Here is a 21,386-nt window from a genome sequence, read left to right on the forward strand (position 1 = left end):
AGGCGGCTCAGGCGTTCTCGCCCATGGCGCGCAGCACCCTGGCCTGCTCTTCCTCGTGCTGGGCCTCGGTGTCGGAAAAGCGCTGGGCGATCTGGTTGAAGTTGTCGGCCTCGGCGATGAAGGCGGCGACGATGTCGGGATCGAAATGGATGCCGCTGCCGGCCACGATCAGGCCATAAGCCTGGTCATGCGACATGGCGGGTTTGTAGACACGCCGGCTGATCAAGGCGTCGTACACATCAGCCAGGGCCATCAGGCGGGCCGAGATGGGAATGTCCTCACCGGCCAGGCCATTGGGGTAGCCGCTGCCGTCCCATTTCTCCTGGTGGCTGAGCGCAATCTCCTTGGCAAAGCGCAGAAACGGCGCCTGCTTTTGCATGCGGGACTCCCCCTCCACCAAGGCGCGATAGCCCAGGGTGGTGTGGGTCTTCATCACCTCGAACTCCTCCGGCGTCAGCCGGCCGGGCTTGAGCAGGATGCGATCCGGTACGCCGACCTTGCCGATGTCGTGCAGGGGGGCGCTCTTGACGATCAGCTCGATATTGCTGGGCGTCAGCTCGGCCGAGAAGCGCGCATGGCCTTGCAGATGATCGGCCAGGGCCTGCACATAGAGCTGGGTACGAACGAGATGGTGGCCAGTCTCGTTATCACGCGTTTCCGCCAGCGAAGCCAGGGCCATGATGGTGACGTCCTGCACCACCTGGATCTCATGCACCCGGCGGCGGACTTCCTCCTCCAGCGTGGCATTGCGATCCTTCAGCACCTGGCGCGCGTTCTTCAGCACCAGATGAGTTTCGATACGGGCTAACAAAATCGGTGGACTGACCGGCTTGGACAGAAAGTCCACCGCGCCCAGCTCAAAGCCTTGGGCCTCGGCCGAGGTGTCGCTGCGGGCGGTCAAAAAGACCACCGGGATCTCGGCGGTGCGGGGCTCGGCCTTCAGGCGGCGGCAGACCTCGTAGCCATCCATGCCCGGCATCAGCACATCCAGCAGGATCAGGTCCGGCTGAGGGTCGCTGTTGGCAATCACCAACGCCTTTTCCCCGTTTGTGGCCACCTTGATCTGGTAATGCTGCTTGAGCAGCCGCGAGATCAGGGCAAGGTTCTCGGGGGTATCGTCAACCACGAGGACCGACTGCCGAAGCGTCTGTTCCACCATAGATCTCCTATGTACCGTTCGACGTTCAGGGGCCTAACGCGTTAGCCAGCAGACACGTCAATACTCGGAATTCACCAGCACCAAGCCGCATTCAGCGCCTGACGCCACGCAAGGCCTCGATAGTATGCGGATCAAGAAATTCGATTGCAAGAAATGAGGGGCAGAGCGAGCCCAACTTGTGCAAAGCACAACGCCACATAGTCCGCCGCTTGATTGAGTTATCTCAATCCCCGCTGGGCCAACATTCGCGCCACATTTACCCATGAAATAGTTTCATTTTTTGGGCGCTTTCGTCGAAGATGCAGTAACCGTCTACTCAGACGGCGAAGTCTGTCCCTGCCATTCTTCAGGTGAACCACGGAGCGCAACTATGTCCTCGGTCGATCTTCACAATGAATCGCTCGCCAATGTTCAGCAGCTGCGCGCCATGCTAGACATTGACGATGAGTTGCTGGACGACGTGCAGCGCTACGGCAAGATCGTCATTCCGCAGCTGCCGCAGTTTCTGGACGCCTTCTACGCCTGGATGGCAGGCCAACCCGACTACCGCACCTTCTTCTCCGACCCCGACCGGCTGCAACGCGTCAAGGGCGGCCAGCTGCGCTACTGGCAGGGCTTCTTCCAGGCCCAGGTGGACGACAACTATCTGCGTCGTCTGCGCGATGTCGGCGAGGTTCATGCCCGCATCGGCCTGCCTTTGCCGACGTACTTCGCGGCGATGGATGTGTCGCTCGCCATGCTCTTGGAGAACTTTTACGACAACTCCTTGGAGCCGGATGACTACATCCGCTGCGCCCGGGCCGTCACCCGCATGCTGCACTTCGACACCACGGCCGTGGTGGAGACCTACTCCCACCTGATCGGCCGTCGCATGGCCGAGCAGACCCGCACCCTGATCGCCATGTCCACCCCGGTGACCTCGCTGTGGGAAGGGATTCTCTTGCTGCCCATCATCGGCCTGGTGGATTCGCGGCGCGCCCAGGACATCATGCATTCCTCGCTCTCGCGCATCGCCGAGTCACGCGCCAAGGTCTTCATCATCGACATCAGCGGCGTGTCGGTGGTGGACACGGCGGTGGCCAATCACCTGATCAAGGTGGTACAGGCCTCGCAGCTGATGGGCTGCTCCTGCATCTTGTCCGGCCTCTCTCCCGCCATCGCCCAAACCATTGTGGAGTTGGGCATCCCCGTCAACGATTTGCGCACCACCTCGACCCTGCGCAATGCGCTGGAAATCGCCTTTAAGTTTGCCGGCGTCAGCGTCAAACAGATTACCGATAACTGACCCCCTCCACGCCTTGGACGCCTCTAGCAATGTCGTTTACAGCCTGGTCTCGGGCTGTCTTGTCGCCACCATTCACGGCGAGATGACGGCCGAGTCCCTGCAGGCCATGAATCAGCCCTTGCTGCTGCAGCTCAGCCGTAGCGAACAGCGTACGGTGTTGATCGATATGTCCAGCGTGGATCTGTTGGACCTGGTGGACTTCCAGGCCCTGCGCCAGATGCTGGGCGCCATCCATCTGATGGGCGCGCGCGCCGTCTTGATCGGCTTGCAAGCCGGTCTGGCGGCCTTGCTGGTCAATCTGGGGGCAGACACCCGCGGCCTGCGCGTGGCAGGCACGCTGGAGCAAGCCCTCTCTGTTTACGGACGCAAAGCATGAAGGTCGGCAAAGATGTGGAGGTCAGCATCAGCGGCGAGGCCGATCTCTGGATCGCCCTGGCCGAGGTGGACCTGCTGGCGCGCTCGGCGGGTTTTTCCGCAGCCGACACCGCCCGGCTCAAGACCGCGGCCTCCGAGCTGGCCCAGAACATCCTCAAATACGCCGGTCGCGGCCGCCTGTGCCTGCGCCTGCTGGACCCCTATCTGCAAGCAGGTGCTTGTGAGTTGGTAGCCCAGGACCAAGGCCCGGGCATCGCAGACATCAGCGCCGCCATGCGCGACAACTTCAGCACCGGCGGCACGCTGGGCCTGGGTCTGCCGGGGGTGCGCCGGCTCAGCGAATCCTTCAAGATCGACTCCAAACCGGGCGCGGGCACCGTGGTCACCGCCCGTTTCAGCCGACGCTAAGGCGGGCCGAGATGAAGCTCGAACACGGCAGCTACAACCTCCCCTGCTTCGGGCAGACCGAGTCGGGGGATCTGGTCTTCACCCAAGTCACCGAGCAGGGGTTGCTGTTTGGCCTGATCGATGTGTCGGGCCATGGCGAGCAAGCGGCCAAGGTGGCCCAGGAAATTAAGGCCTGGATAGGCGACAAGGCGCCGGAGCGGCCGATGGTGTTTCTGCAGCAGCTGGACAAGCTTTTGCGCGGCCATGGCAGCGGGGTGGGCGTGGTCTGCAATCTGGACACCCAGAAAGCGCTGCTGAGCTATTGCGGCGTCGGCAACCCCTTGCTCTGGTTGGTGGACAAGCATCAGGTACACAGCTTCCCCGCCAAACCCGGCCTGATCGGCCAGTACCTGCCGCGCCTGGAAGAGCGGCAGGTCAAGGTCGACCTGGACGATGTGATCGTGCTGGCCTCCGATGGCGTGTCCTCCAGCGCCATCTGCGTCGACGGCTTCCCGGCCAATAAGCTGCGCACCATGTCAGCCGCCGACTGCGCGCTCAATCTGGTGCGGCAGCAAGGCCGCTTCCACGACGACGCCAGCTGCCTGGTGGTACGGTGCTGCCATGATTGAGCTGGGCAGGCTCAAGCCTTGCAGCCGCGGCGCCAAAGGCCTGCAGCCCAATGCCAATGGGCGGCGTCGCCTGCTGGAGATGGGCCGGGCGCTGGGCTGGCCCTCGCCCCTGGTTTTGCGCCAGGCGGTGTTGTTCTCGCATCTGGCTCGCTTGGCGCTGACGCTGAAGGAGGTCTCGGAGGTCGAGGTGCAGTTTCTGCGCAGCAGCAGCGAGTTGGCCTTCACCCTGCAGTACCAAGGCGGGCCCATCGAGGCCCATGAGTTGCCTGCCTGTGATCGCAGCGAGCAGATCCGCCTGGACGATGGTCGCCAGCAACTGCGCTTGCTGGTGGGTGAGCCCGATGATTTGCTGAGCATCCTGGATGCCGAGCGCCTGGAGCAAGCCCGTCAATGCCTGGCGATCCGCAGTGCCGACGAGTTATTCGCCGACGTTCAGGTCAAGAACCAGGCCCTGGAAGAAGCCCACCAAACCCTGGAGCAGCGCATCAACGAGCGCACCATGGAGCTGCAGCAGGCCATGGCCATCGCCGAGGCGGCGGTGGAGACCAAGAGCGCATTTCTGGCCAATATGAGCCATGAGATCCGCACGCCGATGAACGCCATCATCGGCCTGGCCCACCTCTGCCTGAAGACCGATCTGAACGCGCGCCAACACGACTACGTCACCAAGATTCATCACTCCGGCCAGTCCCTGCTGGGCATCTTGAACGACATCCTGGACTTCTCCCGCATCGAGGCCGGCAAGCTGGCGATGGAGGCGATCGAGTTTGAGCTCAGCACCGTGCTGGAGAGCTTGGTCACCGTGATCGCCCAGCGCGCCTATAGCAAGGGCCTGGAGCTGCTGATCGAGGTGCGTGAAGACGTGCCGCCGCATTTGATCGGCGACCCCCTGCGCCTGGGCCAGATCCTCACCAATCTGGTGGGCAATGCGATCAAGTTCACCGAGCAAGGCCAGGTCGGCCTGGAGATCAGCCTGGTGCAAGCCCAGGGTCAAGAGCTGCAGCTGCGCTTTGTGGTGGAGGACACCGGCATCGGCATGTCGCCCGAGCAATGCCGCAAGATGTTCAAGGCCTTCTCGCAAGCCGACGAGTCCACCACCCGCAAATACGGCGGCACCGGCTTGGGCCTGGCCATCAGCAAACGCCTGGTGGAGATGATGGGCGGCGAGATCGACGTCAGCTCCGAGCAGGACAAGGGCAGCCGCTTCTTCTTCACCGCCAACTTCGGTCGCGGCGAGGGCCGCCCGACCCGGCCGGTGCTGCCGCCCCAGCTGCACCGCGCCCGCGCCCTGATCGTGGACGACAACCCCGTGGCCGAGCGCATCCTGCGCAAGCTCTTGGAGCGGCTTGAGCTGCGAGTGGACAGCTGCCAATCCGCCCTCGCCTCCTACGACTTGCTGGCCGCCGCCGACGGCCTGGACCCCTACCGACTGGTGTTTCTGGACTGGAAGATGCCGGTGGTGGACGGCATGCAAGCCGCTCAGCACATCCGCCACGAGCTGCCCCTGAGCCACCCGCCGCGCCTGATCATGGTGACGGCCTTCGGCATGGAAGAAACCCGCGCCAAGGCCGAGGCCATAGGCGTGGACGGCTTTTTGCACAAGCCGGTCAACCCCTCCTCCTTGCTTGACGCCTTGATGGACCTCTACGGCGACTACAAGCTCAAACTGCCCGCCCCCGACGCGAGCGAGCCCTCGCTGCGCTTCGAGGACGTGCATGTGCTGCTGGTCGAAGACAACGAGATCAACCGCCAGATCGCGCTGGAGCTGTTTGCCCTGGTGGGCGTCAGCGCCGAGGTGGCGGTCAATGGCCAGGAGGCGGTGGAACACCTGCTGCGCAGCGGCCCCGAGCCCTTCGACATCGTCTTCATGGACATGCAGATGCCGGTGATGGACGGCCATGAGGCGGCCAAACGACTGCGCGCCGACCCACAGTTCGACTCCCTCCCCATCATCGCGATGACGGCCCACGCCATGGCCGAGGAGCGCGAGCGCTGCCTGAGCGAGGGCATGCAAGCCCATATCTCCAAGCCCCTGGACCCCGGCAATCTCTATCGCCATATCGCCCAGTACAGCGGCAAGGAGCTCAAGGCCCAACATGCCGAGGGTGGGCCGGTCGAAGCGGCCGCCCTGTCCGAGACCGCCGCCGCCCAGGACATGCAGGAGCGCCTGTCCAAATTCATCACCCAGCCCAGCCCCGAGGGCGAAGCCTTGATCGCCGCCCTGCCGGGCCTGGACATTGCCGCCGCCTTGCAGCGTTTCGTCAACGACGCAGGCTCTCTGCGCAATACCTTGCAACGCTTTTGCGTCAACCAGCGCCAGGCCCTGGAGGAGCTCAGCAGCGCCTTGAAACGGCAGAACTGGGCCGAGGGTGAGCGGGTCGCCCATACCTTGAAAGGCTTGTCCGCCACCTTCGGCATGGACGCACTGGCCCAGGCCGCGGGAGCGCTTGAGCAGGCCTTGCGCCAGCCCGAGCCCGAGGCTCAAGTGCTGCACAGCGGCATGGCCGAGCTGAGCCAGGCCTTGCAAAGCGTGCTGGGCCAGTTGGACGCCTACTTCGGCAAGGCCAGCGACGCCACGGTGGAGATTTACGAGCCGGCACCTAGCGCCCATGCGGCGCCAGGCGACCCCGCCGCCGTCCAGGCCTTGCAAGAACGGCTGCGCCAGCTGCTGCAGGCCTCCGATCTGGACGCCCTGGCCCTGGCCGAGGAGAGCAGCGACTTGCTGCGCAGCTGGCTGGGCTCCTCCCAGGCCGATGCCTTGATGGACCATCTGCAACTGTTTGACTTCGACGCCGCCCTGGCTTTGCTGGACGCCGCCAAGGGCTAAATTGAGACAAGCCAGCGCTGAGCCTAGCCCCACCTAGAATCGGCCGCTGCCCTCCAATCACCCGCCCTTGGCTGCGGGCCCCGCGAGATGACCCTGACCCAAATGTTGCTCGGCTTTGTACGCCGGCATTGGCGCGCCTATGCCGCCGCCGCCCTGATGCTGGCCAGCATCGCCGTGCTGACCACCTGGATCCCGCGCCAGGTGGGCCATGTGGTGGACGGCATGGTGGCCGGCTCCCTGCAGGGTCAGGTCTTGCTCCAGCAGCTGGGCCTGCTGGTGGCGGCCGGTGCGGCCATTTATCTGCTGCGGGTGGGCTGGCGCCTGGCCTTGTTCGCCGCCGCCTACCGCCTGGGCCAGCAGCTGCGCACCCAGCTCTATGCCCGCTTGAGTCTGCAAGGTCCGGTGTTCTTCCAGGCCAAGCGCAGCGGTGATTTGATGGCCTTGGCCACCAACGACGTGGACGCCGTCGAGATGGCCGCGGGCGAGGCCTTGCTGGCAGCCTTTGATGGCACGCTGACTCTGGTCTTGGTACTCCTGATGATGACCGTGGGCGTGGATTGGCGCCTGGGCCTCGCCGCGCTGCTGCCCTTCCCCCTGATGGCGCTGGCGTTCTGGCGCATCTCCGACCATATCCACCACGCCTGGCAAAGCTCGCTGGGGCGCTTTTCAAAACTCAATCAGCATGTGCAAGAAGGCCTGGCCAGCGTGCGCACCCTGCGCGCCCTAGGCCTGGCCGAGCACAACGCCGGCCAGTTCCGCACCTTGGCGGCCAGCGCCGGTGAGGCCAGCTTTCAGGCCCAGCGTTGGGAAGCAGCTTACGAGCCCGCCGTGGGCATGACGCTGAGCGCGGCCACCGTCATCGCCCTGGGCCTGGGCGGCGTGCTGGTCGCCAAACAAGAGCTCAGCATCGGCCAGCTGACCTCTTTCACCATGTATCTGGGCCAGCTGATCTGGCCCATGTTTGCCGCCGGCTGGGTGCTGTCCCTGCTGGAGCGTGGGCGCGCCGCCTGGGACCGCCTGCTGCCCGTGCTGGAAGCGCCCCTGAGCTTGGAAGACAAGGGCCAGCAGCCCATGCCGGCCCAGGCCCAGCTGAGCTTTGAGGATTTGACTTTTAGCTACGCCGAGGCCAGCAAGCCGGCCCTGCAAGACATCCAGCTGCAGCTGCGCCCCGGCCAAACCCTGGGCCTGGTGGGGCCCACGGGCGCGGGCAAGTCCACGCTGCTGAATCTGATCCTGCGCCAGTTCGAACCCAGTGAGGGTCGCATCGCGGTGAGTGCCGATGGCCAAACCCTGGGCCTGCCCGAGATCAGCCTGACCAGCCTGCGCGCCGCCATCGCCTGGGTGCCACAAGAGCCATTTTTGTTCTCGGCCTCCATCGCGGAAAACATCGCCCTGGCACGCCCCACGGCCACCCGCGCCGAGGTCGAACAAGCCGCCCGCATGGCGGCCGTGCACGACGACATCACGCGCCTGCCCCAGGGCTATGAGACCGAGGTGGGCGAGCGCGGCGTGACGCTTTCCGGCGGCCAGCGCCAGCGGGTGGCGATCGCGCGTGCCCTGCTGTCCGAGGCGCCGATTCTGCTGCTGGACGATGCCTTGTCGGCCGTGGACACCGGCACCGAAACGCAGATCCTCGACCATTTGCGCGAGCTGCGCCAGGCACGCCCCGAGCGCAGCGTCATCATCGTCAGCCATCGCCTCAGCGCGGTGATGGAGGCCGACCAGATCGCCGTGCTGCGCGCGGGCCGCATCAGCGAACAGGGCCGGCATGCCGAGCTGCTGGAGGCCGGCGCCTGGTACGCCAGCCAATGGCGTTATCAACAACTGGAGGCCAGCCTTGATGCGCTCTGAAGAAGTCAAAAAAGACGAGCGGCCCTGGGCCTCGGTCGGCCTGCTGCTGGATGCCGCCAAGCCGGAGAAGCGCACGATGCGATGGGGCGTTTTGTGGCTGCTCGTCGCCGCCGGCCTGGAAGCCTTGGGGCCCATCATCGGCAAGCAATTCATCGACGCGCACCTGCTGCCGCGCCAATTCGACCTCCCCGCCATGGCCATGCTGCTCACGGGCTTGCTGGCCTGCGGCTGGGTGGCCAGCTGGATCCGTTACGCCCAGCTCAGCCGCATGGCCGGTGTGGCCCAGCGCTCGGTGCTGCGCTTGCGCGAGCAGGTCTATGCCCATGTGCTGGCCCTGCCCATGGCTTTTTTTGATCGCGCCATCACCGGCCAGCTGGTCAGCCGCGTCACCAATGACAGCGAGGCGGTCAACACGCTTTATCGCCAGGTGCTGTATGTGATGCTGGACTCCAGCATCGTGGTGCTGGGCTCGCTGATCGCCATGGCCTGGCTGGACTGGCGGCTGATGCTGATCGTCGCCACCCTGATCCCGGCCATGGTCGTCATCATCTTGCTTTACCAGCGCCTGAGCGCGCCGGCCGTGGCCCGCGCCCGCCAGCTGCGCAGCGAGATCAATGCGCAGATGGCCGAGAGCATGGCCGGCATGGCCATGTTGCAGGCGGCCGGCGCGGCCCAGCGCTTTGGCGAACGCTTCGGCAGCACCAACAGCGCTCACTTCGACGCGCGCCAGAAAGAGCTGCGCGCCAATGCCTGGCTTTTGCGCCCGGCCCTGGACTTGCTCAATGTGATGCTCTTGGTCACCGTCATCTACGGCTTTGGCCGGCGCGAGATGTCGGGCCTGGAGGTGGGCCTGCTCTATGCCTTCCTGAGCTATATCGCCCGGGTGGTGGAGCCGCTGATCCAGATCACCATGCAGTTCGGCCAGCTGCAGCAGTCCATGGTGGCGGCCTCGCGGGTGCGCAGCCTGTTGCAAGAGACCGCACCTGTCGTGGCCAGCGCCAGCGGCCGGCCGATTAGCCAAGGCCAAATCGAGATCGATCAACTCAGCTTCGGCTACGCGCCCGAGCGGCCCGTGCTGCATGAGTTGAATGTGCAGATTCCGGCCGGCTCTTTTGTGGGCATCGTCGGCCATACCGGCAGCGGCAAGTCCACCCTGCTCTCGCTCTTGCTGCGCTTTTACGCGCCCCAGCTGGGGCGCATCAGCATCGATGGCCAGGCCTTGTCCGAGATCCCCGACGCCGCCTTCCGCGCCGCCGTGGGCCTGGTGCCGCAAGAACCCTATCTGATGGCAGCCTCGGCGCGCGAGAACATCGCCATGGGCCGCAAGATCCCCGAGGCCCAGCTGCGCGCCGCGGCACGCGCCGCCCGCATCGATGAGTTTTTGGACGGCCTGCCGCAGGGCTGGGACACGCTCATGGGTGAAGGCGGCGCCCGCGTCTCCACCGGCCAAAAGCAGCTGATCGCCATGGCTCGCGCCCTGGCCGGTGCGCCCAAGATTCTGTTCCTGGACGAGGCCACCTCGAACATCGACAGCGCCACCGAGCGCATCGTCAGCGAGGCCCTGACGGCCTTGCGCGGCCAGGTGACGATTCTGGCGATTGCCCACCGGCTCTCCACCATCCGCGAGGCCGATCAAATCATCGTGCTCAACCACGGCCATCTGGCCGAGCGCGGCCGCCATGTGGAGCTGATGGGCTTGGAGGGCGGGATCTATCAGCGCCTGGTTCAGTTGCAGGATTTGAGCGACTAGAACGGAAAAGGCCGGGCAACAAGCCCGGCCTTGCCGTCATGCAGAGTCTTAGTTGTGGTTGGCAACCAGGCTGGTATTGCTGACCGCCGCATAAGCACTCAGCAGCAGGTAGTAGGTGCCGGCCTTGGGCGCGGCCACCGTGATGGTCTCGGTATTGCTCGAACCGTCGGACTTGAGCTCGAACGAAGTCGTGGTCGGGGCGCTGCCGAACTTCAGGTAAATGTCACCGTCGCCAGTGCCGCCCGAGAGCTTGAACGTCAGGTTCTTGGCGCCGGCAGGCACGAGCAAGGTGTAGAGCTTGCTCGCCCCCTTGGCCAGGCTGATGCCGGTTTGCGCCACGCCCTTGCTCAAGGGGATGCCAGTTTGCGGCTGGGTCGCGCAGCTCACGCCCACGGCGGCGAAGGCGGCGGTCACGTCGGCCACGGCGTAGCTTCGGTTGGTGGCGGCTTTTTCCACCCCGCAAGCGCCTTGGTTGAAGGTGCTGTTGGCCGTCCAGTACAGGCGGTTGGCATCCACCATCACCTCGAAGGCCTTGCGGGTGTTCCAGCCCGGCTTGGTGGCCAGCAGGTAAAAGGCCTTGTTGTAGACGCCGCTGGAGAGGTGAACATCCAGTCCATCGTAGTAATTGGCCGCGTTGGCGATGGAGCGGCCGTCACGGGTCGGGTCGGCAAAGTAGCGCAAGGCGCCGCTGGCCTTGAAGATCTCGCTGCCCACCAACCAGTCGTTCGTGCCCTTCATAAAGTACTCGGCCGCCTCACCCGCCATATCGGAGAAGGCCTCGTTCATGCCGCCCGATTGCTTGGAATAGACCAAGCCCGAGTTCTGCTCGGTAAAGCCATGGCTGACCTCGTGGGCCGAGACGTCCAGCGACACCAGAGGGTAAAAGGTGGATGCGCCGTCACCGAAATGCATGGCCGAGCCGTCCCAGAAGGCATTCTCGTAATTGCTGCCGTAATGCACCTTCATATAAAGCGTCTGGCTGATGGGTCTCAGGCCAAACCAGCCCTGGTACATATTGAAGACCACATTGCCGAAGTAATGCGCGTCATTGAGCGGCGAGAAAGCACCATTGGTCAGCTTGTACTCATTGCGTGAGCAGGTGAATTTGAAGGGGGTCGTGCCCGAGGTCCCACCTTTCAGGTCCACGGTGATGACATTGCCGCTATTCATCTGGCAGTCGGTCGTCACGACCAGGGGGCCGTAGTTGACGCCGTACTCATACTTGCCGGTTTTGCTATTGCCGCCGGGGCCGGTGGCGTCCTTGTGGTTCAGGCCTTCCCAGCGATCCAGCACCGCGCCGCTGTTGGCGTCGATCAGGAAATGGGGGCGGCTGGGATGTTGGGCGTCACTGCTATCCAAAAACGACACCAGATAGACCAGCTTTGCCACATTGCGCTCATCCAGCTTGATGAAGAGCTTGGCTTGTTCATTCGTGGTCAGGGCTGCTGTACGAGCGCCGCTGGCGCCATGCAAGCCCTTGGCCTGGCTGAGCACCGCAGCCTGCGACAAGCTGGGTTCGGTATGCGCGAGGTCTTGCACCAGATTGCGCAGCAGGGCACCGCTGAAACTGCTGGTTTGAGATTTGCCGGAGACATGCTCCACAACTGCCTCGCCCCAGATGGGCACGCCTTTGTAGAACTGCTGGTGCCGGGTCACCACCAGGCCGTTTGCATAGCTTTGGCTGCGCAGAGGCTGCAACTCCTCGGCCGCCAGGCCTAGCGCTGCGGCCGGGCCGCCGGCGCCACGCAGGGCGCTGATGCCGCTGCTTTGCAAATCCCGGCCATTCAGGTCCACGCGCTCGGCGGCGATGGCCTGGCAAGCCAGGGCCGAGAGGGCGGCCAGTACGCTCAGGCGTAGTAGTCCGAATTGAGGTGTGCTCATGTCTATCTCCTTGGGTTGGATGTCGTTTGCATAACCCGTTATGGCAAGGTTCGCCACGGGCCGCCTTTGCGGCAAGACTGGATCGCAGCCGGGCTGACAAGGCGTGGGGTTCGGCGGCGAAGGCCTGCAAGCAGCCAAAGCGACTCAGCGGCCGGCCCTCAAACCCGTGACGCGCATCCTAGATTCGGGCGATCAGCGCACAAGCTGTCATAGTTGACAGGCATATAAACCATTAGTTGCCCAGCAAGCAACGGAGTTCTAGTGGCCCCAATCGCCGAGATCTTGGAATCATCAGCAAAAACGCTAGGCAGGTTTTCCCGTAGGGCGAATCTCGCACATCCGCCTACCATCGCCGCGCGAACCGACGCGAGTGCGCATTGCCCACCCGGCAAACGACCTTGAGCCTGCCCCCCGGGCGAACTTGGGTCGGATCTTCAACCACCGAATTGGAGAGAAAAATGATGGCGAATCGAGGACAAAACAAACACCCATCCCGCTGGGGACTCGCCCTGGGCCTGAGTGCACTGATGCTCAGCGCCGCACCGGCTGTCGCGGCTTCGCAGGGCCGAGTTTGGATCAGCCTGGGCGATGCCGCCTACCAGCAGCTGCAAGCCCTGCCCGCGCTCAAGGCTCGCAGCGAAGCCTCGGTCGCGGCCTTGGCCTCGCGCCCAAGCCAGAGTGCCGACACGCTGGCTCGCGCCGCGCCGCTGGAACAAGTGCATCTGGTCGAGGTGGATGAGGCCGGCCTGGGTCAGCTGTCTGAAGCCATCCATGAAACACTGCGCCGCTGCGGCGGCTATATGTACCACGCCAGCAAGGCGGAAGGCCTGCGCAGCCTGCAGCGCTTGGCACAACCGCAGCAGCCCACGCTGACGCCCACCCGACCCAGCTATCTGGTCGATCAGCAAGCCAAGATCACCCCCATGCTCAGCCAAATGCAGGCCAGCAATATCGGCCAGACCATTCTGGATCTGTCCGCCCATACCAACCGCTTCTACACCACCAGCGGCGGTGTGGCAGCCTCCAACTGGCTGAAGACGCGCTGGAGCAATCTGACGGCTGGCCGCAGCGACGTCACGATCGAGCAGTTCCCCCATCCGAATTGGCCGCAGCAATCGGTGATTGCCACCTTCAGGGGTTCAGACAATCCGGGCGAGGTGGTGGTGCTAGGCGCCCACCTTGACTCCACCGGCGGTTCGGGCACGAGCGAGGCGACGCGCGCCCCCGGGGCCGATGACGATGCCTCCGGCGTCGCCAGCCTGACGGAGATCATCCGCACCCTGGTCGCCAACAACTTCAAGCCCCGCCGCACCCTCAAATTCATGGCCTATGCGGCGGAGGAGGTCGGCTTGCGGGGTTCGCAAGAAATCGCCGCCAAGCTGGCGTCCTTGAACACCAATGTGGTGGGCGTGCTGCAGTTGGACATGACCAATTACAAGGGCTCGCCCAACGATATCTACATCTTCACCGACTACACCGACGGCTCGCAAAATCAGTTCCTGACCCAGCTGATTCAGACCTATCAGCCAACGCTCACGATAGGCAGCGACCGCTGTGGTTATGCCTGCTCCGACCATGCATCCTGGAGCGCCCAGGGCTATGCCGCCAGCATGCCATTCGAGGCCTCGTTCTCGGGTGACAACCCTTACATCCACACCGCCAACGATACCTATGCCAATAGCGGCAACCAGGCCGAGCATTCGCTGAAGTTTGCGCGCCTGGGCTTGTCCTATGCGGTGGAGCTGGGCGCCGACGGGCCTGGCGCTCGGCAGCCGGCGGACAAAGTAGAGGTCTTCAACGGTGATTTGACGACCGGCCAGTCACGCAGTTTTGGGCCCTTCAGACTCAAGGCCGGCGGCACCCTGAAGGCCAATACCAGTGGCACGGGCGACATCGACCTGTACGTCAAAAAGGGCAGCGCCGCCAGCGCCAGCAGCTACGACTGCAAGAGTGAGGGCAGCACTTCCACCGAGAGTTGCAACGTCAGCACCAACAGCGATGTCGATGTGTATGTGACGCTCTTGGGCTATAGCGCCGGCAGCTACAAGCTCACCGTCACCTACAAGGCCAAGTAATGTTTGACGCGAAGGTGGGGCCGATCACAGACCGCCCTGCCCTCACAAAAACATGGCCAACCGCTCCAGAATCAAGACGGCAAAGAAACCCAGGCCGGCCAAGACCGTCCATTTGACGATGACCAGGCCGCGCTGGCGCCAGACGACCTGGCCGGTGGCGATATAGAGCGCAAACGAGAGCACGCCCGCAAACAGCAGCAGGCCAACGACGAGGCGGAAGATCATCATGGTGTTTGCTTACCAGGCCGGTGCCAGTTTGGCAAAGCCCTGCGGGGCCTTGGCCTCGTCTTCAAAAGTGACGTAGTCATACGCCGTCTCGTCCGCCAGCAAGGCGCGCAGCAGCTTGTTGTTGAGCGCGTGGCCGCCCTTGAAGGAGGTATAGGCCGCCAAGAGCGGATGGCCCACCACCTGCATATCGCCGATGGCATCGAGGATTTTGTGCTTCACGAACTCATCGTCGTAGCGCAGGCCATCGGCATTGAGCACGCGGTAGTCGTCCACCACGATGGCGTTGTCCATGGAGCCGCCCAGGGTCAGGCCGCGCGAGCGCATCAGCTCGATATCGCTGGTCATGCCAAAGGTGCGGGCGCGTGCGATCTCGCGCTTGTACTGGCCGCTGCCCATATCGAACACATATTGCTGGCCGGTGGCCGAGACAGCGGGGTTGTCGAACTCGATCTCAAAGCTCAGTGTGTAACCGTGATGGGGTGCAAGCCGAGCCCACATCAGGCGTTTGCCCTCGCCCTGGCGCACTTCCACCGTCTTCTTGACGCGCAAAAACTTCTTGGGCTCCTTCTGCAGCTCGATGCCGGCGCTCTGCAGCAGGTAGACAAAGCTGGCGGCCGAACCGTCGAGTATGGGCACCTCGTCGGCATTGATGTCGACGTAGAGATTGTCCAGCCCCAGGCCCGCGCAGGCCGAGAGCAGATGTTCAATGGTCTGCACCTTGGGGCCGCCGGGGTCGCCATTCGGGCTGATGGTGGTGGCCATGCGGGTGTCGCAGACCGTGTCGGTGCGCACGGGGATGTCGACCGGCGTGTTCAGGTCGACACGGCGAAAAACAATGCCCGTGTCGGGCGCGGCGGGGCGCAGGGTCAGCTCGACTCTTTGCCCGCTGTGTATGCCCACGCCCACGGCACGGGTCAGAGACTTCAGCGTTCTTTGTTGCAGCATGGGCGAGATTGTCGGCGATCAGGCAGGGCTTTGCTTGCCTGGGGCCTCTGGGCGGATGACGGGCAGACGCAGGCTCAGGCGGGTGCCATGGCCGGGGCTGGAATCGATGCGCAAAGAGCCGCCCAGGCGCTGGGTGCGGCGCTGCTGGCTCTTCAGGCCGCGGCCCCGTTGGGCGGTGTTGATGTCAAAACCTTCGCCATCGTCTTCCACCCGGATCTCCACATAGCTGCCGTGATGGCGGGTCACCATGCGCACCCGGCTGGCGCGCGCATGTTTGAGCACATTGCTCAAGGCCTCCTGCATCAGGCGCAACACATGCAGCGCGTCGGGGGGCTCCAGCCATTCCAGCGGCGGCAGGTCTTGCACATCCCACTCCAGCATCAGGCCGCCGGCTTGCAAGCGCTTGCCCAAACGGTAACGCATGGTGGCGAGCAGGGAGACCAGATCATGGCCGATAGGTTCCAGCGAATCGATCACCAGGCGCAGATCGTCCACACACTCGCGCAGCACCTCGACCACCCGGTCCTGATCCATGCTGCCCTGCTCCACCGCCACCATGGCCGAGAGCAGGGAGGAGCCCAGGCCATCGTGCATGTCCTGCATCAGGCGCTGGCGCTCCAGCAGCAGGGCTTGCTGGCGCTCGGCCTCGCGCAGGCGGTCGTGCTGGGCCTGCATCTCGCGGCTTTGCGCGTCCAGGCGCTGGGCCAGGTTCTCGTTCAGCAACTCCACCTCGTAGACCGCGCCCACATAACGGTTCTGCACCGCGTACAGAAAACTGGCCACGATGATGAGGGTGGCAAAAGGCATCAGATAAATATGCTCGGGCCAGGCCCAGCCCGCCAGCAGGAAGAGATCGTGAATGCCCAGCAAAAGGCTGAGCACCAGGGCCAGAGCAATCAGGCGCAGGCCGTAACGCCGCTCCCGCAAGGCCACGCTCACCACAAAGCTGGTGCAGGCAAAACCGACGACCGCGTTGATCGCATGCTGAAAGAACAGGCCATCGAACCAGAAATGCCAGAACGGCAGGGTCAGCGTACTGCCCAGCAAGACCAGCCCGGCCACACCCAACTCAAAGCGCGGGAAGCGCCGCCTGGAAAAGCGCAGCACAAAGAGAAAGGTAAGCAGCATCACCCAGGACATGGAGGCATGGGTCACCCACCAAAACCACTCCAGCCCGACCCGGGTGCGCGGCAGGTCCACGTGGTAATGCAGATTGCGCAGCAGCCAAGCGACCGAGGCCAGAGAGAAGAGCAGATAGGCCGGCTCATCACGCCGGCGCACCCAGAGAGAAAAAGAGAACAGGCCCAGCACCACCAGGGTCAGGCCTGTGGCCTGAGGCACGCCGATCTGCAAGGCCCAGCGTCGCTGGTAGCGCGCCTCCAGATCCTCGCGCGGGCCCAGCCAGGCGCTGGAGACCGAATAGAAGGTGTCGTTGATGGCAGGCACCGCCACCACCACCTCCAGGGCCTGATCCTGGCTGAGCGCCGTCAGCGCGGCAGGAAAGACCACCCACAGCGGGCGCACCCATTGCTCGCGCGCGCCAGATTGGTTGTCAAACACCGGCCGCCAGCCCTCATCGGTATGCACCAGCACGGCGGCGGCCATGGTCACCAGGCGCGGCATATACAAGGCCACACTGGTGGGCCAGCGCCCTTCGGGAGGCGCGTAGCGGAAGCGATACCAACGCATCTGGTACTGCGGGTCTTCGGTGAAGCGGCGGCCCACCTCGCGGCCGCGCACATCGGGCAATTGCACCCGGCTCCACAAGCGCGGGTCGCTGGGGGGCTGCAGATGCGAGGGCATGCTGCCGGGGCTGCCGTCCATGGAGCGCAGGGCCGCCCACCACTCATGCAAATCGTCGCGCGACCATTGGCTGATGGCCAACTCAGCACTTTGCATCTGCTGACCCAGCTGCTTATTGGCATCGGCCGGCGGGGTGATCAAACGCGGCTGTGCCCAGGCGCCAAAGCCGGGCAAGAGGCTTGCCAAGAGCAGGCTCAGCAGGGCCAGCAGCCAAAGGCGCAAGGCACGACGGGCCCAGGCAGCCAAGCCCGCCAACGCAAACTCTGACGCTAACGCCGATGCCGACGCGAGCCCGCCATGCGGCCGCCCGGCCTGCAGGAGCGTATGCCTCGTCAAAGCGGGATCAAGAGTCGAAACAAGCATTCAATGCGGACGCCAAACAGCCAGATGGAAGCAGCAAGCATGCCACAGGCCCGGGCTCGGCAGCAGGCCTTTTGGGCCCAGCGGCTCCGCTGTTGCGGGGCCGCTGCGCGCGGCGCTTGGGGCCCTTCTTCTGGGGGATTGGCGGGCAAGGCCAGCGCACGGTGCGCAAGCCCAAAAGCAAAACCCGGTGTCCTGAGCTGCTGGCTCATGACACCGGGTCGGGCGGAGGTTTAGTTCTGACTTGCAGGCCAAGCCCATCCGCGTGTATTGCGGCTGGGGCTTGACCGTGCGAAATCAATCAGCTTGCTTGCGCAAAAAGGCTGGGATCTCGATTTCGTCCATGCCGTTGGAGGACAGCGCCTCCACCTTGGCGGCGGCCGTGCGGCCGTGGCGCCAGACGCTGGGCACGCTCATGCCGGCGAAATCGCCGCCAGCACCCAGGGCGCCGACGCCGGCCACCGAGCCCATGGCGGGAGCGGCAGCGCTCACGCCCTGGCCCACGCCGGCCGAAGCCATGGTGACGGCCTGGGTCAGCACCGGCATATTGTCGGTACCGGTGCGCAGCTGCACCTGTTGTTGCACCACTTGCAGCGGTGCGGCTTGACGAGCGCGTTGCGAGCACAGGCCGGTGGCGATGACGGTCACCCGCAGGGCTTCGCCCAGGCTCTCGTCATAGGCCGTGCCGTAGATGATGTGGGCTTCGTCGGAGGCATAACGCTTGATGGCGTTCATGGCGTTGCGCGACTCGCTCAGCTTGAAGTTCGCCTTGCTTGCGGCGATCAGCACCAGCACGCCACGCGCGCCGGACAGGTCGATACCTTCCAGCAGCGGGCAAGCCACGGCGGCTTCGGCGGCCTTGGCGGCGCGGTCCGGGCCACTGGCTTGGGCCGTGCCCATCATGGCCTTGCCGGGCTCGCTCATCACCGTCTTGACGTCTTCAAAGTCGACGTTGACCAGGCCGGGGATGTGGATGATGTCGGAGATGCCGCCCACGGCGTTCTTCAGCACATCGTTGGCGTGGGCAAAGGCTTGGTCCTGGGTGACGTCGTCGCCCAGCACGTCCAGCAGCTTGTCGTTCAGCACCACGATCAGGGAGTCGACATTGGCTTCCAGCTCGGCCAAGCCGGCATCGGCGGCCGTGGAGCGGCGCTTGCCTTCAAACTCAAAAGGCTTGGTCACCACACCGACGGTGAGGATGCCCATTTCCTTGGCCACACGAGCGATCACGGGTGCAGCGCCGGTGCCGGTGCCGCCGCCCATGCCGGCGGTGATGAACAACATATTGGCGCCTTGGATGGCGTCGCGGATGCGGCTTTCGGCCTCCAGCGCGGCTTCCTGGCCCTTTTCGGGCTTGGCGCCAGCGCCCAGGCCGGAGGTGCCCAGCTGCAGCAGCTGGTCAGCCTTCGAGCGATTGAGTGCTTGGGCATCGGTGTTGGCGCAGATGAATTCCACACCCTGCACGCCCTGAGCAATCATGTGCTCCACGGCATTACCGCCGCCACCGCCAACACCAATCACCTTGATTTGGGTGCCTTGGTCAAACTCTTCAATCATTTCGATCGCCATAACAAACCTCCTGTGCCGATTGTGCCGTTAACAACAGTGAAAAACTACGGGGTTCACCCTCTTTTTTCACTTACTGCCGTTGTTTCCCGACAGTTAAGTCCTCAAAAACTCTGCCGCTGCAAATCTGCCCCCGCGGGGCTTAGAAATTGCCCAAAAACCAATCCTTGGCGCGCCCGAAAGCGGTCTTCATCGAACCCGCTTGTTGCGCCGCCTTCAAACCCCGGGTGCGCGACATGCGCGCCTCTTCCAGCAAACCCATGACGGTGGCGGAACGCGGGTTGGAAACCATGTCAAACAAGGCACCGCTATAGGTGGGATTCCCACGGCGCACCGGTTTCAGGAATATGTCTTCGGCCAGCTCAATCATGCCAGGCATCACCGAAGACCCCCCCGTTAGGACGATTCCGGAAGACAACAATTCCTCGTATCCGCTTTCCCGAATGACTTGCTGGACCAGGGAGAATATTTCCTCGACGCGTGGCTCAATCACGCCCGCCAAAGCCTGTTTGGAAAGCATGCGCGGCGCCCTGTCACCCAAACCGGGGACTTCCACCTGATCGGCCGGGTCGGCCAGCAATTGCTTGGCCACGCCATGTTCGACCTTGATTTCCTCGGCATCCTTGGTGGGCGTGCGCAAGGCCATCGCAATATCGCTGGTAATCAAATCGCCGGCGATTGGTATTACGGCGGTATGGCGAATCGAACCGCCGGTGAATATGGCGACATCGGTGGTGCCCGCCCCAATATCCACAATGGCCACACCCAGGTCGCGCTCATCGGGCGTCAGCGCGGCATGGCTGGAGGCGCTGGGATTCAAAACCAGTTGATCGACCTCCAAACCGCAGCGGCGCACGCATTTGACGATGTTTTCCGCCGCACTTTGGGCGCCGGTCACAATATGTACCTTGACCTCCAGGCGACCGCCGCTCATACCAATCGGCTCTTTCACCTCATGGCCGTCGATGACAAATTCCTGCGGCTCCACCAACAACAGGCGCTGATCGTTGGGAATATTGATGGCTTTGGCGGTTTCCACCACCCGCGCCACGTCCACCGGCGTGACCTCTTTGTCACGCACAATCACCATGCCGGTGGAGTTTTGGCCGCGAATATGGCTGCCGGTGATGCCGGTGTAAACCCGGCTGATTTTGCAGTCGGCCATCATTTCGGCCTCTTTCAAGGCCTGCTGGATGGATTGCACGGTGGCATCAATATTGACGACCACGCCGCGCTTCAAGCCATGCGAAGTGGCCACGCCCAGACCGGCAATGCGCAATTCACCATTGCCCAACACCTCGGCCACCACCGCCATGATCTTGGCGGTGCCGATATCCAGTCCGACGACCAAATCCTTGTATTCCTTGGCCATATCTCTTTTTCCTTAGAGTTTTTTCGTCTTCGCTGCCGCCCGCGGCCAAACCCTTTGAGCCCGGCTCAACGGGTCTTGCCGGGCTTTTCCGTGGTCGTTACCCCGCGCAAACGCACGGCAAATCCATCCGCATGTCGCAAATCGGCGGACAAAACCGGCGCTTGGTAGCGCGAGCTAATCTGTGTAATCGTGCGCATATATTGTCCATAACGGGCCAGCACTTCTTCCTCGCTGCCGCGGCCCAATTCCAGCACCGCACCCTTTTCCAGCGTCACCCGCCAGGAGCCGCGGCCCGACAAATCCAGCCTTTCGACCCCGTCTTGCTGCTTGTTGCTGAGGGCTTGCAGTTGCTGCCACATCTTCAACATGGCGGCCGAACTGCCCTTGGGGCCGGCCAGCACCGGCAGGTCCTCGTCTTCCACATCGCCCAGATTGGCCTGGAAGACTTCGCCATAGCTGTTCACCAGCAGGCGGTCCACGGCGGCATCGCTCTGCGCGTCGGCCCCCTCGGCCTTGGTTTCCCAGTAGGCGGCGGGGTGGTGTTCTTCCAGTTTGACGCGCAGGCGATTCGGCCAGACCCTCTGCACCTGGGCATTGCGCACCCAAGGCACGGCCTCAAAAGCATTGCGTCCGTTCTGCAAGCTCATGCTCAAGAAGGAGCCCGAGAGATGGGGCAAGGCATTGGCCCGCAGTGAGGCCGCGCTATTGCGGGTCACATCGCCCTCCACCTGAATCGCGCGGATGGCGAACACCGGCAGGCGGCTGAACCAGCGCAGGGCCAAGGCCGCCGACGCCAGCACAAAAGCGGCGAGCAGCAAAGCCGTCACCGCCTGCATCAGACGAACGTCTGGCGGGATGATGAGGGTTTTGCTGTTGGCGCGCATGGCTGGGTG

At 63.8% G+C, this 21,386-nt stretch carries 16 protein-coding genes; 8 read left to right on the top strand and 8 right to left on the bottom strand.

Translation table 11 applies throughout. From position 1 onward, the window contains the following. Nucleotides 1-7 precede the first annotated feature (7 nt). Complete coding sequence (locus DBR47_RS04250; RefSeq protein ID WP_124447277.1) at nucleotides 8-1,159, bottom strand: HD-GYP domain-containing protein; 1,152 nt, start codon at nucleotides 1,157-1,159, stop codon at nucleotides 8-10. A gap of 370 nt (nucleotides 1,160-1,529) precedes the next feature. Between DBR47_RS04250 and DBR47_RS04255 the strand changes: the two genes are divergently transcribed. The 7 genes from DBR47_RS04255 (at nucleotide 1,530) to DBR47_RS04285 (ending at nucleotide 10,263) form a co-directional block, all read left to right on the top strand. Beyond that, complete coding sequence (locus tag DBR47_RS04255) at nucleotides 1,530-2,444, top strand: protoglobin domain-containing protein (protein ID WP_124447279.1); 915 nt, start codon at nucleotides 1,530-1,532, stop codon at nucleotides 2,442-2,444. 13 nt (nucleotides 2,445-2,457) lie between these two features. After that, complete coding sequence (locus DBR47_RS04260) at nucleotides 2,458-2,820, top strand: STAS domain-containing protein (RefSeq protein WP_124447281.1); 363 nt, start codon at nucleotides 2,458-2,460, stop codon at nucleotides 2,818-2,820. Then, on the top strand, nucleotides 2,817-3,227 hold the full coding sequence (locus DBR47_RS04265; RefSeq protein WP_124447283.1) for an ATP-binding protein: 411 nt from the start codon (nucleotides 2,817-2,819) through the stop codon (nucleotides 3,225-3,227). The genes DBR47_RS04260 and DBR47_RS04265 overlap by 4 nt, the downstream gene beginning before the upstream one ends. A gap of 11 nt (nucleotides 3,228-3,238) precedes the next feature. Further along, the gene (locus DBR47_RS04270; protein ID WP_124447285.1) at nucleotides 3,239-3,835 is read left to right on the top strand and encodes a SpoIIE family protein phosphatase; all 597 of its coding nucleotides are present in this window, start codon (nucleotides 3,239-3,241) and stop codon (nucleotides 3,833-3,835) included. Beyond that, the gene (locus tag DBR47_RS04275) at nucleotides 3,828-6,662 is read left to right on the top strand and encodes a response regulator (protein ID WP_124447287.1); all 2,835 of its coding nucleotides are present in this window, start codon (nucleotides 3,828-3,830) and stop codon (nucleotides 6,660-6,662) included. Before DBR47_RS04270 ends, DBR47_RS04275 begins: the two co-directional genes overlap by 8 nt. Before the next feature lie 87 nt (nucleotides 6,663-6,749). Then, on the top strand, nucleotides 6,750-8,513 hold the full coding sequence (locus DBR47_RS04280) for an ATP-binding cassette domain-containing protein (protein WP_124447288.1): 1,764 nt from the start codon (nucleotides 6,750-6,752) through the stop codon (nucleotides 8,511-8,513). Next, complete coding sequence (locus DBR47_RS04285; RefSeq protein WP_124447290.1) at nucleotides 8,503-10,263, top strand: ABC transporter ATP-binding protein; 1,761 nt, start codon at nucleotides 8,503-8,505, stop codon at nucleotides 10,261-10,263. The genes DBR47_RS04280 and DBR47_RS04285 overlap by 11 nt, the downstream gene beginning before the upstream one ends. A gap of 48 nt (nucleotides 10,264-10,311) precedes the next feature. On the opposite strand, the gene DBR47_RS04290 is transcribed toward DBR47_RS04285, so the two are convergent. Continuing rightward, a complete protein-coding gene (locus tag DBR47_RS04290) occupies nucleotides 10,312-12,144 on the bottom strand; it encodes a M4 family metallopeptidase (RefSeq protein ID WP_124447292.1) in 1,833 nt (610 codons plus the stop codon). Nucleotides 12,145-12,605: 461 nt separating this feature from the next. On the opposite strand from DBR47_RS04290, the gene DBR47_RS04295 reads away from it, so the two are divergent. Beyond that, nucleotides 12,606-14,219, top strand: coding sequence for a M20/M25/M40 family metallo-hydrolase (locus DBR47_RS04295; RefSeq protein ID WP_124447294.1), 1,614 nt, complete (start codon nucleotides 12,606-12,608; stop codon nucleotides 14,217-14,219). A gap of 42 nt (nucleotides 14,220-14,261) precedes the next feature. Here DBR47_RS04295 and DBR47_RS04300 read toward each other — a convergent pair whose 3' ends face one another. From DBR47_RS04300 to DBR47_RS04325, 6 genes are all read right to left on the bottom strand, one after another. Beyond that, the gene (locus tag DBR47_RS04300; protein ID WP_124447296.1) at nucleotides 14,262-14,447 is read right to left on the bottom strand and encodes a hypothetical protein; all 186 of its coding nucleotides are present in this window, start codon (nucleotides 14,445-14,447) and stop codon (nucleotides 14,262-14,264) included. 9 nt (nucleotides 14,448-14,456) lie between these two features. Further along, entirely contained in the window at nucleotides 14,457-15,392 is a 936-nt protein-coding gene (gene lpxC / locus DBR47_RS04305) for a UDP-3-O-acyl-N-acetylglucosamine deacetylase (protein ID WP_124447298.1), read from the bottom strand. Nucleotides 15,393-15,410: 18 nt separating this feature from the next. Continuing rightward, the gene (locus DBR47_RS04310) at nucleotides 15,411-17,417 is read right to left on the bottom strand and encodes a sensor histidine kinase (RefSeq protein ID WP_124447299.1); all 2,007 of its coding nucleotides are present in this window, start codon (nucleotides 17,415-17,417) and stop codon (nucleotides 15,411-15,413) included. A 435-nt stretch (nucleotides 17,418-17,852) separates the two neighbouring features. Beyond that, the gene (gene ftsZ, locus DBR47_RS04315) at nucleotides 17,853-19,124 is read right to left on the bottom strand and encodes a cell division protein FtsZ (protein WP_124447300.1); all 1,272 of its coding nucleotides are present in this window, start codon (nucleotides 19,122-19,124) and stop codon (nucleotides 17,853-17,855) included. A gap of 139 nt (nucleotides 19,125-19,263) precedes the next feature. Further along, the gene (ftsA, locus tag DBR47_RS04320; protein ID WP_124447302.1) at nucleotides 19,264-20,493 is read right to left on the bottom strand and encodes a cell division protein FtsA; all 1,230 of its coding nucleotides are present in this window, start codon (nucleotides 20,491-20,493) and stop codon (nucleotides 19,264-19,266) included. A gap of 65 nt (nucleotides 20,494-20,558) precedes the next feature. After that, the gene (locus DBR47_RS04325; protein ID WP_124447304.1) at nucleotides 20,559-21,377 is read right to left on the bottom strand and encodes a cell division protein FtsQ/DivIB; all 819 of its coding nucleotides are present in this window, start codon (nucleotides 21,375-21,377) and stop codon (nucleotides 20,559-20,561) included. Nucleotides 21,378-21,386: the final 9 nt, after the last annotated feature.

This window comes from Paucibacter sp. KBW04, assembly GCF_003852425.1.
In the GTDB taxonomy this organism is placed as follows: Bacteria; Pseudomonadota; Gammaproteobacteria; order Burkholderiales; family Burkholderiaceae_C; genus Paucibacter_A.